Here is a 14,562-nt window from a genome sequence, read left to right as displayed (position 1 = left end):
CTGAGGCTGCATAAGTTTGTCGGCAGTATGAGTAAAAAAGGATGTTGCTGGGATAATGCAGTAGCAGAAAGCTTTTTCGGTAGCTTGAAGCAGGAACGAGTTCATTGGCGCAATTATCGGACGCGCTATGCAGCTCAACAAGATGTCTTGAATTACATCACGATGTGGTACAACAGCCAACGGATGCATTCATACCTCAATTATCAAAGTCCTAATGAATTTGAGCGTAAGGGTAAGCCGTTAAAAGAAGTGGCTTAACGAACTTAACTAGGGTGACCGAATTCAGTTGACCAGGTCAGATGTAGTCATACCGGGAAATGCTGGTATGGACATAGTTTTAACTCGAACACATTTCCGCGATAAATTTACATTTGGATTACCTTATATTGCTGTTGAAAATGTTCCAGCATCATCAAATCCGATTTTCAATTCGGCATGTCTGGGGGAATACCAAAGACTTAATGTTGGAGAGAATAGCAAAAGTTTTAATGCAGTTGGCTTTGATTTGATTACAGATTTACCAGCTTCTACGATAGCTGTTTTTAGTAACTACTCAGCACTAACTTGTGAGGGGGAGGTGCCTGTATTAAATCTATTTGATGGGAAAAAATATAAGTTTACTAAAGTGAGAAGCGTCTCTGGACAATATTCAAAACAAGACCTTTGGTACGTAGAAACTATTGAGGATCGATTCGGAAATAAAATAAGCTATCAATATGAAAATGAGGCATCACCTCCAGAATACAACCATCCAAAGAGATTAAAATCCATCAAAAGAAATGACGGGGAAGTTGTTGATTTATATTACAAACCGGTTGTAAATAGTCGTGATGGGAAATTTGAAGAACTTTCCGAAATACATTTTTCAGGGAAGATAATAAAGTATGAATATACAACTGGCAGGTTGGATAGCTTTATTGATGCAGAAGGTCGCAAAACATTATTTACATATTCATTAAACAGTGCTCCTGTAGGCTGGCAGATTTCAACTATTACTACCCCAGAGAATTTAAAAGTTGAGTACAGATATAGAGTGACAGGTACGCCAGCTTTTATTTCTGGCAGATTTTCAGAAGAGGCTAATCCCCCTAGTGCGACACTAGCTTGGAAGAAAATTACTGGCCCAGGAATAAGTGAAAGGTATTATCGCTATGACAAAAAATTTGGACCCACTGGTTACGCTAAAACATTAATATTCTATCTAGACCATAGTGGCTCTAAGGATTTAACTACAGAGTTCACTTTTAAAACCAAACGAAATGACACTTCCAGTGGTCAACTTACGAAAATAAAGCGTTTTGAAGGAGAGTTTTTCCAAGGTGGACAAGGCTATAAAACTCAATACTCTAGCCATTCATTAGTCTACGAGAAATCTTTTACTTGGGTAAAACGTAATAGTAATGAAATTGGTTGCCCTGCCTCTACAAGACATATAAATGACTCATATGCATTATTAGATTGTGGCCGACACGTCATTTCTAAACACGAGCTTAAAATAAGAAATGGTGATCAATTTGATACTTTTACCACAAAGACTATTTCTTTTGATAAATATGATAGCCCCAAAATAACTCATGAGTTTGCCACTTACAATAATTCAATTACCTATCAAAAATATGTCAAAAACCTTTATCTACATAATAAAAATAACTGGATATTAAACCTTCCAACTAAAACTTATCTCTCATCTTCTCAATTTTTTGGTACTCCACGAGATGAGATTATTTATAACAGTAATAATCTCCCCTATCAGGAGAAAAAATTTGGTGAAGTTTTAAAAACTTTTACCTATCAACCAAATGGTGAAGTATTAAATATTTCTTACCATGGTACTAATAAGTACGTAAAGTACGAAGACTACTACCTTGGTATAGCGCGTAAGATAACACATCCTTGTGCTATTACTAACGGTTGTAACACTGCGAATGGAAGTACGATAAACACTATTATCAAAAAACTTGAAGTAAATCGGGATAGCACAATAAAAAGTGAGTCTGACTTTAATGGTAATAAAATAAATTACAGTTATAACCTATTGGGTTGGCTCACTAAAATTGATTATACCGATACCAAATGGAAAGACATGGTAACCCGTTACTCAACAGTAATAACAGATGAAGATGGCATAGCTGGTAGTGGAGTCGAAGTTGGCAGTCTAAAAGAAACTACAACCCATGGGAATTATGAAATACAAAATTACTTTGACAGTTTGGGTCAGATTATATTTAGTAGTGAGCAAGATAAAAGTGATTTTTCAACTGTCCGTTATAAGGCCTACAAATACAATGTTCATGGGCTGAATACGTTGGAAACTTTTCCAAGCGACATTGCTAATAACAAAAAGGGAGTTGAAACCCAATATGATGCCCTTGGCCGTATCATAAGTCAGACTCGTAACAGTGATAGTAGCATCCGTCAAAGAAAGTATTTATCGGGTAATAAAATTGCCGTTACTGATTCAGAAAACAATACCACTACCACCAGCTTTCTGGCTTACGGTAAACCGACTTATGATAAGCCTAATTTAATTGTAGCTCCCGATACTGATGATACAGTCATTAATTACAATATATTTGACCAAATTATTAGTACTCGACAGGGTAATATAATAGAAACTCGTATTTATGACGATTCTCAGAAATTGTGTAAACAGGTACGTCCTGAAACAGGTATAGCCGTATTTGGTTATAATGCACAACGTCTGCCAATATGGTTAGCTGAAGGCACTAGCGGCTCGATAACTAGCTGCGATGAAGGTGTGGTACCCGCTTCCCATAAAATACTGCTAGGTTACGATAATTTGGGACAACTTCATACCGAAAACTATCCCGACAGCACACCAGATAAAACATACAGTTATGATGCAAATGGAAATTTAGTTTCACTTACATCAGGCAGTGCCGCTATTCGTTGGAGTTACCTCTATAACTCCTTTAACCTTGTCGAGAAAGAAACATTATCAATTGACAATAAAAACTTTGTTCTAGATTGGACTTATAACAGTTTGGGCGCGGTTTCGTCACTGAAATACCCATCAGGCAGAGCAGTAGATTTTTTGCCTAACGCACTTGGGCAGCCAACAAAAGCGAGTGAGGGTAGTGCTAGTGCCACGGTACATTATGCCAGTAACATAAAGTACCACCCCAATGGGCAATTAAAGCAGATGAAATACGGGAATGGAATTATCCGTGATATTAGCTTAGACACTTCTGGTCGTATTGATTCCATCAAGGATCTTATTCACGGTAGCCGTCGAAGATTGAGTCTTGACCCAAGTTATGACAAAAATGACAACTTAACTGGATTAATCGACTGGCGTGATCGCAGCAATGACATTGGCAATATGAGTTATGACGGGCTAGACCGTCTAAAGTCGGCGAATGGAAAGTGGGGACAAGGTAACTATACCTATGACGGTTTAGGCAACATAAAAACCCGTAGTATCAATGGTTCATCAATGACTTATCACTATAATAGTGTTAATCGTTTGAATAACCTCACAGGGGCATATGCTTACACTTATAATTACGATTCTCGGGGTAATGTTACTCACAATGGTCGCTATGGCTTAAGCTTAAATCGCGCAAATCAGGTGACATCAGCCAAGGGCATTCCTTATCGTTATGACGGGCATAACCGACGAGTTAAAAAAACTGATGATTACAGTGTTTATAGCCATAGTGGACAGCTACTCTATCGTCAAAAAGCCAATGGGGAAAAGACTGATTCTGTTTACGTTGGTAAACAAGTTATTGCTGAAATAGATTTAACTGGAGGTTATGTACCTCCAACACCTCCAATACCTGAACCTAGCTTATACCTATATTTCGTAGGCGGGAAGCCACCAGTAGATGATTGCCCTAAAGGCTTTGTATGCGAGAGCGTTTCTCCTTTAATACCTTCAACTAATGATTATGTCTTGTCTTGGAGGACAAGTAATGTTGATAGTTGTTCTGGTATTGTATTACGTAATGGTTCACCTAATAAAACGTTGTCAGGTACAAGCAATACAGGTATTAACTTTACTTACGATGATGCAGTGTATGAAGCAAGGTTAACTTGTGTAGGTGCTGGCGGAACAGTAACTAAATCAGCAATTGTTGGTGGCACCGGCGATGAATATTAAGAGAGAGGCTGGGATGCAATATATCTTTAAATCAATAATTCTCATTTTGAGTTTAGCTAACACACCTTTGACCACTGCTAGTCAAATAGTACGTTACCAACATACAGATATGCTAGGTACGCCTGTGATGGAAACCGATGAGTCTGGTAATGTGATTAGCCGAAGTGTGTACGAGCCTTTTGGTAAGCGGTTAGGCGGCGAAAAAGTAGGCATCGGCTATACAGGTCATCTACAAGATACCGATCTTGGTCTGACGTATATGCAGGCACGATACTATGATCCACTTATCGGCCGGTTTTATTCGAATGATCCGGTTGGTTTTACTGGTGAAGTTGATACATTTAATCGTTATTCATACGTGGCTAATAACCCATATAAATATACTGATCCTACCGGTGAATATGGTGTACTGATATCTCCAAAATTCACACCAAGGATAAGCCCTGTCGCACAAGGTGTTAGACAAGCAATAAATACTAGACAGCCTCAGGCAAACCCTATGCAGCAACAAACGCAGCGAATTGCTCAACAAATGCGTGATACAGTGCAAAATAGCAAGCCAGAAGTAAAACAGCCTTCCTTGAAGGAAGCTCCTAAAAGTCCTTCAGACACTACTGGTGGACTTGTAACAAGGTTAATTAAACAATTGGTTAAACACGGTGAAGACTTTGTTGGAAGTAATACAGGCACAAATACTACAAACCCTGATTCCTCAGGTTCTCAAGAAATGGACAATGATACAAAACGAGTTATAGCCGAAGCTCAAATAATGATGGCCCCCCCAGTACCTGTGTTGCCAGAACCAGATATGATATAAGGATTTTATGTTTATTTTTAAGTATGTCTTAGTGATTCTGTACTGTACATTGATTTACAAATTATCTCGTAGCGAAAGAAGTTTTAACAATTGGTTGTTCGATTACATAAGTAAGAAAGGCAAGTATAGTGCAATCAAAAACTGTGGTATTCAATGGCTTCTATTATCGTTTGAAGACGATCAAGATAAAGAGTCTTTGAAAACTTGTTTTGACGTATTTCACGACGAGATTCATATAAATCCAAGGCTTAGTAAAATAGGTGCACGAGTTAAAAAAGTAAATAATAACCATCATTTTAGTTAGTTTTATATCCAAGCCCCTTACGGGGCTTTTTTGTCTGCTTTAAAGTTAAAGCAGAAGCTTCGCGCTATTTTCACCGTAAGGTGTGAATTGGCAGTTTTATGTTTCAGCATCTGCCGAAGTCCTTCGGAATAGCCAGCCAATTTACTTTGGATCTGATGCTGGCTTTGTTCGGAATGCCTGCCGAGAGTGATTGGATTTTGCAACTGTAGAGTCTATTGAAATCAGCATATGATCCAATTTTTACCAGCACAGATCCAATTAAAATCAGCATAAAAATTTAAAGATACTCGGTATTTAATTTATGATTTCTAGGCCTTGTTTTGTTTAGATTCTGGATTAACCATTTAAGCCCTTTAGGGTGGTCTGTTAACGCCCATTTATTTTCATATAAGGCGGATGTCATTTCTTTAATGATTTCAAACCTATCTCCCATGTACTTCCAAAAGAAAAATTCTCTTCTTTGTTGATATGTTGCCACCATCCCTAAGTCTTCAGCAATTAACAAGTTTTTATATTCAATACCGATGATTTTAAATACAGTATTAGCATCGTTAGGCCAAGGCGATAGCCTTAAACGATCTGCTTCTGGTCTGTTTAAGAATTGTTCATAAAGGAATTGATATACTGGAAGCACTGCATCATAACTAAAAAACTCAGACATAAAATTAAACATAATGTTATAGAGCTGCGTTTCTATGTAGTCGTGCTGGATAAGATTTCGTCCAAATTGACGAGTTAAGCCAATTAAAGCGGCCACTGCATGGTCATCACCAATTCTTATCAACTTAACCAGTGGCTTTTTTTCACTTTTAATTCCCTCATAGGGTTGTTTGGGGTTATGTAAAAATTCAAACACAAGGTAAACCACTCGTTCATCGAGTGTTCGATAAAAGTCCTCCCATTCACGGTCTGACCTTTCTTTCACTTGAATCGCTTGCCAAAACGGTGAGCAGTAATGCTAGTATGCACTTGGGCATCGATTCTTAATGCTATCTAGCGACTTCCCTTCGGGACACACTCCTTTCTTTAAATACCTATCCCATTTGCTTGAACGTATTAATCTTCCTGTAGTGTTATGATGCCAAAGAAACGAAGTAAAATACGCGTTTATTGCCCAAAATAAGAAGATCTGGCCTGTGATATTAATGTGTCACGTGTTGGGTGTGAAAAACAATAATTACTACAGCTATCAAAAGCGAAAGTCTCTGGCTCCTGTTGATACAGAGCATCAAGAGATATTGCAATGGGTGAAGAATATTGCCGAGTTTAGCGATAATACCTATGGACAAAGACGCATTCAAAAGGCATTGAATTCACTTGATTACCCTGTTGGGCGTAGGAAAACAGCGCAACTGATGAAAGAAGCAAACGTTTGGGTGCGCTATAAAAAGAAGTACAAAGCAGCAACCAACAGCGACCACAAGAAACCTATATATGAAAATGAGCTTGAACAGGATTTCGATGTTCAATGCGCTAATCAAGCGTGGGTTCAAGATATTACGTACGTATGGACGGCTGAAGGATGGCCTGAGGCTGCATAAGTTTGTCGGCAGTATGAGTAAAAAAGGATGTTGCTGGGATAATGCAGTAGCAGAAAGCTTTTTCGGTAGCTTGAAGCAGGAACGAGTTCATTGGCGCAATTATCGGACGCGCTATGCAGCTCAACAAGATGTCTTGAATTACATCACGATGTGGTACAACAGCCAACGGATGCATTCATACCTCAATTATCAAAGTCCTAATGAATTTGAGCGTAAGGGTAAGCCGTTAAAAGAAGTGGCTTAACGAACTTAACTAGGGTGACCGAATTCAGTTGACCAGGTCACTTAGAGCCCAATAATAAGAGTTTCTAATGTCAGAATTAGTAGAAAGTAGAATCTTATTCTGTTCTTCTAATCTTATATTATTTTCATTTAAACTATTTATTATCTGTCCAGCTTCTAATGGGGTTTGAGCTGTAGCTTGAAAGGTAAAAAATAGAAAAAACAAACAAGTTATCAATAGTATTTTTAGAAACGTAGCCATAACTTTCCTTGTTGAAGATAGGTTTATAGTGGTCATGTGTATTTATGAGGATATATCAATAGAATTACATATCGTTAAGACATTGTATTGACTTAATTTACTGTAAAAACATTTATTACGCTATCTAGAAAAGTGTGCCCGTGTACTTTATTGATAGAAAGTTCTATTTTCTTGATTTGTAGAAAGCAGCAACCTACGGTTGCCAAGTCGTGGGTTTTCCACCCACACCCGAGCAAGAGGGGAAACAACAGCAATCCCCCTTTTGCATCACCCATGCCGCCCCAACGAAATTACTCTTTCAAAGCGAGTAAGCCTCATGCTTATTCGAAAATAGCTAACGCTTCCGATAGGCCATCCATGGCCAAACGAAAGCTAGCCTGACGTCCTGTCAGGCTCACGCTATTTTCTTCAACGCATTTCAGCAATTTCGACGGGGACTTCTTGTGCCCGCAGGTTCGTTTGTTATTAATTGCTGTATTTAAAATTCGAACTGATCAAGAAAAAACACACTGCTTTCGCTCTTATTTGAATGTTCATTTTGAATTGAGGCAAGCAAGAAAATTGCGTGAGTCCAGACATGGATGTCTGGCTAGCTTTCGAGGGGAAGGGACGCCCCATCGAATGCGTTAGTGATTTTTGCAGCTTACCGAAGCTGGCTACAAACGAGGCTTAAAGCTGGATCATACCCCGTTGAAAATATGCGCTTTTCAGCATTTTTCGTTGGGGCAGCGGGGTGTTCCAAGAGGGTATTGCTGTTGATACCCTTTTGGTCGGGTGTGGGTGGATAACCCACGATCTCAATCCAAACGAAGTTTGGAAACCTTCTGTAACTTTAGTTAGATAAAGGAGGTTAATATATAAGCTAAAGTGCTCAATGTGTAAAATAAGATGAACAGCCAATTAAGCGATAATACTATTAACCACCCCTTTGAATTCAATTGAAGTTGAGTCCTTTTTTCTTTTTTTAAGAGGATAAATGAACTGGGCATAACAAATAAAAAAGAAAGCGCAATAGCAAAACAGGTAGCTGCAAAGAATATTAGGACCAAACCAGCTCCTGCTGACTCAGGTAAGTCAGGGTCTAAATTGCCAAATAGAAAGTACGAGGAACATATTAATATAAAAATAATTAAATTCCCGAATATTTGTAGAGCTTTCATTGTAAATCCATTTACCTAAAAGCTATAACATACACTTTATGGTTTCACTTTGAAATATGTTTGCTAAACAAGCTAATACAAATAAAAAGCCACAATATTAACTCAATTTAAATTCGACACTACTGAAGTAAGTAACCACTATTCACCTGAATAACTAATTCGATAAACCGCATTTGCGGCATCATCTGATACCAGCAGCGAACCATCTGCCATGGTTAACACCGCTACGGGTCTGCCCCAGCTTTGTTCCCCTTGTAACCAGCCTGTGGCAAAGGGTTGGTAATCACTTACTTTATTGCCGTCTAGCGTGACTTGCATAATGCGGTAACCGACTTTGCTGCTGCGATTCCATGAGCCATGTTGGGCGATAAAAATATCCCCTTTATATGACGCTGGAAATTGCTGCCCTTGGTAAAACTCCATTCCTAATGCTGCCACATGGGCGCCGAGGTTTAACACGGGTGGGGTATTTAACTTGGCTAGCTTGTCATTAACAAATTCAGGGTCGGCGATGTCAGCGTTATGCACATAAGGGAAACCAAAGTGTTGGCCAATTTCAGTGACATGGTTAAGTTCATCATCGGGCAGATCATCGCCCATCATGTCGCGGCCATTATCAGTAAACCATAATTCGCCAGTGTCAGGATGAAAGTCAAAGCCGACACTGTTACGCACGCCTTTGGCAACTATGGTGGTTTGTTTAGTTTCTACATCGAGCTTTAAAATCGATGCAAAGGGCAATTCGCTTTCGCAAACATTACAAGGCGCACCCACTGGAATATACAGCTTGCCATCGGGGCCAAATTTAATGAACTTCCAGCCGTGGTGCGCTTTATTCGGCAATTTATCGTAAACCAGTTCAGGCGCTGGTACGTTCGGTAAGTGTTTTTCAATATCCCGATAGCGCCAAATTTTATCCACTTCTGCTACATATAAACTGCCATTATGAAAAGCGATGCCTGATGGCATAAATAAGTCTTTCGCCACTACAATTTGCCTGTCGGCTTTCATGTCGTTATTACTATCAATCAGCGCATAAAGATTACCTGCGCGACGACTACCGACAAACAAGGTGCCGTTATCGCCTAACGCCATTTGACGAGCGTTGTCGACACTTTCGGCATACACCTCGATAGTAAAATTGGGCGGTAGTTTAATGTTTTCTAGCGGCAGCGCATTCACGCTTAGGGATACCTGCATCGCTGATGAGATGACCGCAGTTTGATTTAGCTGCTGCCCTAAGAATAGGGAAATGGATTTCATCACAAACATGTCCTTGTTAGTTGTTTTTATTGATTATGTCGTGGCGATTTGTACTGAGTGATTATCATACATTGCTAATGATGGTGAATAAAAAGGATTTAACACTGGATAATCGCGCCTGTTCACTAAATGTTTTAACGATATATTTTTTGCTACAGCAAAGTCAGCGTTTAAGTTTAGCACCTATCAAAAATAGCCCTTTTCAGGCACAATAGCGCGCAATTATTGCTATTGATATTAAGGGCTCACAATGACGCAACTGACAATTACTACGCCGGACGATTGGCACTTACATTTCCGTGACGGAGATATGCTCGCTGAAACCGTACCTGCCACCGCGCGTTTATTCCAACGTGCGATTGTGATGCCTAACTTAGTGCCGCCTGTAACTGATGCGGCTATGGTGTCAGCTTACCGTGAGCGCATTTTAGCGGCGCGTCCTGCTGGTAGCAATTTTGAGCCGTTAATGACCTTGTTTTTAACCAATAACACATCTGCACAAGACATCATCGATGCCAAAGCGGCGGGTGTTGTGGCGGCAAAATTATACCCAGCGGGCGCTACGACTAACTCTGATGCAGCAGTTAAAGCATTGGATGCATTATTTCCGATTTTTGAAGTGATGGCCGAGCAAGGCATGTTGCTATTAGTTCACGGTGAAGTGACTGAATCGCACATTGATATTTTTGACCGTGAAAAGCTGTTTATCGAGCGTTATTTAGCCCGCATCGTTGAAGCTATGCCAAGCCTTAAAGTGGTGTTTGAGCATATCACCACTAAAGAAGCGGCTGAGTTTGTCGCCAGTGCACCAAGCAATGTTGCCGCCACCATTACTCCGCAGCATTTATTACTAAACCGTAACGACTTATTGGTTGGCGGTGTACGTCCACATAACTTTTGTTTGCCAGTGCTAAAGCGCAATATTCATCAGCAAGCGCTGCAAGCGGCAGTAGCGACTGGTTCAAGTAAATTCTTTTTAGGTACTGATTCAGCGCCACATGAAAAGCACCGTAAAGAATCAGCTTGCGGCTGTGCCGGTTGTTACAGTGCCTGGAGTGCATTAGAGCTTTACGCACAAGTGTTTGATGACTTAGGTGCTATCGATAAATTAGAAGGCTTTGCCAGCTTACATGGCGCCGATTTTTATGGCCTACCACGTAACACGGGTACGGTAACGTTAGTGAAAGAAGACTGGACTGTACCTGAGCAAATCATCTTGCCAAACGGCAGTCCAATCGTGCCATTCTTTGCGGGCGAAACCGTCAACTGGAAAGTAAAAACAGCTTAATCGATGTTGATTGTTTTTCTGATTTACAAGTAATAAAAAACCAGCATAATGCTGGTTTTTTTGTGGCTTTGTAATAACTGACTATGTTGGTGTTTTAAAGCAAAGTACTGAAAGATTGTGTTTTTTATGCCGTTGCATGTTTAGGTTTTGGGGGAGGCGTTTTAATTCTTATTGAAGTAGGGTACTTTCATTAATGATAAAAAAGGGAAAAGAGGCGAAAGGAAATCAATATGATTGCGACATACATTAAGTGCTTTCAAAAGCTGACAGTGATATTTAAGCAGAATAATATTAGGTTAGTGATACTAGCTTGCGTGGTGATGATAGCTTCTAAGGTTAATTCAGAAGAAGTTAAAGGGCATCAGGATTTCCTCGCAGCCCAAATGCCTCATGTCAGCCAAGGTACATTAAAACGGCTTGATGAAAGTAGCCTAAAATTTACCCATATAAAACCCCGTCCTATTGATGTGTGGTTACCTGAAGATTATCCTGCTAGAGCCCCCTATGCCGTGGTGTATATGCATGATGGTAAGGTGTTGTTTGACGCAACTCAGTCATGGAATAGTACAGCATGGGAAGTGGATGAAACCGCTGCAAGCCTTAATAAAAATAAAGATATTAAGCCTTTCATCGTGGTGGGTATTCATAATGCTGAGCAGTCTCGCCACAGCGAATATTTTCCGCAAAAGCCGTTTGAGTCTTTAAGTGATGATACCCAAACTCGCTTGTATCAAGCTCAGCGTAATGAAACTGAGAAGCTATTGGCACAAGCAGTTTATTCCGATAAATACGCTGAGTTTATCGTGACTGAATTAAAGCCTTATATTGATGAGCATTTCAAGGTCGCTTCAGATAAACAAAATACATTCATAATGGGCTCGAGTATGGGAGGACTAATCTCATGGTATACCGCTTTGGAGTACCCGAATGTATTTGGCGGTGCGGCTTGTTTATCGACCCATTGGCCGGGCTCTTTTGCTAAAGAAAATAATCCTATTCCGCAGGTGTTTAATCAGTATTTAGCTAAGCAGATTGCCAATCAGCCGCAAGTTAAACTCTACTTTGATTACGGCGACCAAACCCTAGATGCAATGTACCCACCGCTTCAAGCTGAGGTGGATAAACTGTTTGAGGCTGCTAAGTATGATAAAGAACTTTGGCAAAGCCGCTTTTTTAAAGGTAAAGCCCATAACGAGAGCGATTGGGCTGAAAGGTTGAGTATTCCTATGACATTTTTACTCAGCAAATAATGCGGTAAAAACCTGTAAAAAAGAGGGCGTCAGTATTGCAACTGACGCCCTAATTATATCTGCTTTAAATCGCAATTAGCGTGCTCGATTAGGCTTACGGCCGCCACTTGGCTTGCCTTTACCGCCCTTGGTTTGAGATTTAGTTTGGCCTTTACCGCCACCTTTGGCTTGGCCTTTGTGCTTGGTGCTGCGGTTGTGCTGCATAAAGTGCTCTGGGCCTTCAATCTTGTCCCGTAATGAGGTCACTTTAGGCTTAGGTTTGGGTTTCTTTTTTGGCGCTTTTTTATCTTCTGATGATGAGTCTTTAATCATCTCAAACAATACATCTAGCTCTTGCTTATCTAAATCGCGCCATTCACCAATGGGCAGGCCTTTAAGGCTGACATTCATGATTTGTTGGCGTTCAAGCTTGGTGACTTCAAAGCCAAAATGTTCACACATTCTGCGAATTTGGCGATTAAGACCTTGAACCAATACGATTTTAAAAGCATAGGGTGAGACTTGTTCAACCTTACACTTTTTAGTGACTACTCCTAAAATCGGTACCCCAGCGCCCATGCCTTTGATAAAGCTATCGGTAATCGGCTTATTCACCGTGACCACGTATTCTTTATCGTGATTATTACCCGCGCGGAGGATTTTATTAACTAAGTCACCATTGTTGGTTAAAAAGATTAAACCTTGAGAGTCTTTATCTAAGCGACCAATAGGGAAAATTCGGGTGGAGTGGTTAACAAAGTCGACGATGTTATCGCGCTCAGTACCTTCAGTGGTACTGACAATGCCAACGGGTTTATTTAATGCAATAAACACTAAATCTTCAGCATCTTTGGGCTCGATATCTTGGCCGTTGACTTTGACCTTATCGCCGAATGACACTTGGTCACCCACTTGAGCACGTTTACCGTTAATAAATACATTGCCTTGTTCAATGAAACGGTCGGCTTCACGTCTTGAGCAAATGCCACTTTCGCTGATGTATTTATTAAGGCGAATACCTGAATCTGTCACTATGCTTGTCCTGTGAGTAGAGATTATTCTGAAGAAAGGTTAGGTTTAAGCCAGACAGTTTATCAATTTTTGGCAATTTTGCATAAGCATACTCATAAAAGAGCGCCTCGAAAGGCAATTAATGGAATCAAAGATGAGAGGAATGGATGCACTTACAGCTTAGGAATGTATTAGCTACCGATTTAGAGCGTTTATATCAGTTTCAAGCCGACCCACTGGCCAATGAAATGGCCGATTTCCCAGCTAGAGACCGCAATGCTTTTTATGAGCATTGGCAAAGCAATATTTTGAGCAATGCTGACATTGCAGCCAAAGCGATTATTGTTGATAACGACATCGTTGGCAGTATGGTTTTATGGCAAAGCGAGCAGCAGTGGTTGTTAGGATATTGGCTTGGGAGAGACTATTGGGGTAAGGGCTTTGCTACAAATGCCTTAAGAGTCTTTTTAGCGGAGCAAACTCAAAGGCCGATATTTGCCGAAGTGACCCAAGATAATATCGGCTCGATAAAAGTGCTTATCAGCAATGGCTTTGATCATGAGGCTCAGCTTGAAGATAAGCTTGATAAAAGCGCAGGCAATGAGTGGCCATTATTGCTGTTTCGCCTAGGCTAATCATTAAGTATTAATCCAAGCATTGATTATCCTAGATCACATTGAGTGGTCCTTGATAGGGCTAATATGGCTGTTATTTACAGCAACTTTTATTTACAACAACTTTGCTGTGAATGATCGCTGTTGAGTCGTTAATGGCAGCCCTTAGTTACTGGGGCTAAATCAGTCAGGTGATTCATCGACTCATTCAAATAGTATGGAGGTCATTATGATTTCTAACCCTTCTTTAGTCACCCGCACCGCCGTTGGCAAGCTCATTGGTTTAGCCTTTGGGGTATTGTGTTTTTGGATAGTGCCTTGGCTTGCCCCTGAAACCAATTTACTGTTTTTGTGGGGCTTACTGCTGTGGTATATCACCTTTGGCGCCATTATTGGGCTTGCTGGGGTATTTGATTATCATCCAGTGTTAAAAATCTCCATGCCTTGGTGGCTAACGGCAACCATCATGGGCGGCTGGATGAATCTGGTGTTTACCTTTGTGGCTTATGAGCAAATTCAAGCCTTAATGGTGGCGATTTTTGGGCTTGGCGGTGTATTGCAATCGCCGTTTTGGTTTGTTGCCGATGGATTAATCGCAGGTTGGATTATTGGCTATTTTGCTACCAAGTTTGGTGGTTATGGCCCAAGCACGGCAGGGCATTAACATTGTCATGACCTAAGTGTTATTTGGGCGTAAGTTTTGATACGACTGTGCTGTCGTCGAG

10 protein-coding genes and 1 pseudogene are annotated in these 14,562 nt (G+C 40.3%); 8 read left to right on the top strand and 3 right to left on the bottom strand.

All coding sequences use genetic code 11. The features are described from left to right. From BM739_RS19345 to BM739_RS19335, 3 genes are all read left to right on the top strand, one after another. A partial coding sequence (locus BM739_RS19345) for an IS3 family transposase (protein WP_139326919.1) occupies window positions 1–258 on the top strand: 258 nt, incomplete at its 5' end. 67 nt (window positions 259–325) lie between these two features. Beyond that, window positions 326–4,126 carry an RHS repeat domain-containing protein gene (locus BM739_RS19340; protein ID WP_076543254.1) on the top strand — a complete coding sequence of 1,267 codons (3,801 nt, stop codon included), beginning with the start codon at window positions 326–328 and terminating at the stop codon, window positions 4,124–4,126. A gap of 13 nt (window positions 4,127–4,139) precedes the next feature. Continuing rightward, entirely contained in the window at window positions 4,140–4,943 is an 804-nt protein-coding gene (locus BM739_RS19335) for an RHS repeat domain-containing protein (RefSeq protein ID WP_083698238.1), read from the top strand. A gap of 581 nt (window positions 4,944–5,524) precedes the next feature. Here BM739_RS19335 and BM739_RS19325 read toward each other — a convergent pair. After that, a complete protein-coding gene (locus tag BM739_RS19325) occupies window positions 5,525–6,172 on the bottom strand; it encodes a hypothetical protein (protein ID WP_076543251.1) in 648 nt (215 codons plus the stop codon). Between the two features lie 148 nt (window positions 6,173–6,320). On the opposite strand from BM739_RS19325, the pseudogene BM739_RS20605 reads away from it, so the two are divergent. Continuing rightward, a pseudogene (locus tag BM739_RS20605) lies at window positions 6,321–7,032 on the top strand (IS3 family transposase); the annotation flags it as partial. A gap of 1,538 nt (window positions 7,033–8,570) precedes the next feature. On the opposite strand, the gene BM739_RS19305 reads toward BM739_RS20605, so the two are convergent. Next, window positions 8,571–9,632 carry a sorbosone dehydrogenase family protein gene (locus BM739_RS19305; RefSeq protein ID WP_076543256.1) on the bottom strand — a complete coding sequence of 354 codons (1,062 nt, stop codon included), beginning with the start codon at window positions 9,630–9,632 and terminating at the stop codon, window positions 8,571–8,573. A gap of 313 nt (window positions 9,633–9,945) precedes the next feature. On the opposite strand from BM739_RS19305, the gene pyrC reads away from it, so the two are divergent. Both pyrC and BM739_RS19295 read left to right on the top strand, forming a co-directional pair. Beyond that, window positions 9,946–10,983, top strand: coding sequence for a dihydroorotase (gene pyrC / locus BM739_RS19300; protein WP_076543248.1), 1,038 nt, complete (start codon window positions 9,946–9,948; stop codon window positions 10,981–10,983). 230 nt (window positions 10,984–11,213) lie between these two features. Next, window positions 11,214–12,233: an alpha/beta hydrolase gene (locus tag BM739_RS19295; protein WP_254843596.1), complete on the top strand. Its 1,020-nt coding sequence runs from the start codon at window positions 11,214–11,216 to the stop codon at window positions 12,231–12,233. Between the two features lie 75 nt (window positions 12,234–12,308). On the opposite strand, the gene rluF is transcribed toward BM739_RS19295, so the two are convergent. Next, window positions 12,309–13,244, bottom strand: coding sequence for a 23S rRNA pseudouridine(2604) synthase RluF (gene rluF, locus BM739_RS19290; RefSeq protein ID WP_217697856.1), 936 nt, complete (start codon window positions 13,242–13,244; stop codon window positions 12,309–12,311). Between the two features lie 146 nt (window positions 13,245–13,390). Here rluF and BM739_RS19285 point away from each other — a divergent pair, with 146 nt between their 5' ends. After that, window positions 13,391–13,858, top strand: a complete 468-nt coding sequence (locus BM739_RS19285) for a GNAT family N-acetyltransferase (RefSeq protein ID WP_076543246.1) — start codon at window positions 13,391–13,393, stop codon at window positions 13,856–13,858. A 208-nt stretch (window positions 13,859–14,066) separates the two neighbouring features. Beyond that, the gene (locus BM739_RS19280) at window positions 14,067–14,501 is read left to right on the top strand and encodes a hypothetical protein (protein ID WP_076543245.1); all 435 of its coding nucleotides are present in this window, start codon (window positions 14,067–14,069) and stop codon (window positions 14,499–14,501) included. Window positions 14,502–14,562 lie beyond the last annotated feature (61 nt).

This window comes from Shewanella sp. UCD-KL21, assembly GCF_001957135.1.
In the GTDB taxonomy this organism is placed as follows: Bacteria; Pseudomonadota; Gammaproteobacteria; order Enterobacterales; family Shewanellaceae; genus Shewanella.
The sequence above is the reverse complement of the archived record's forward strand: the minus strand, read 5'-3'. Positions and strand labels throughout refer to the sequence as shown.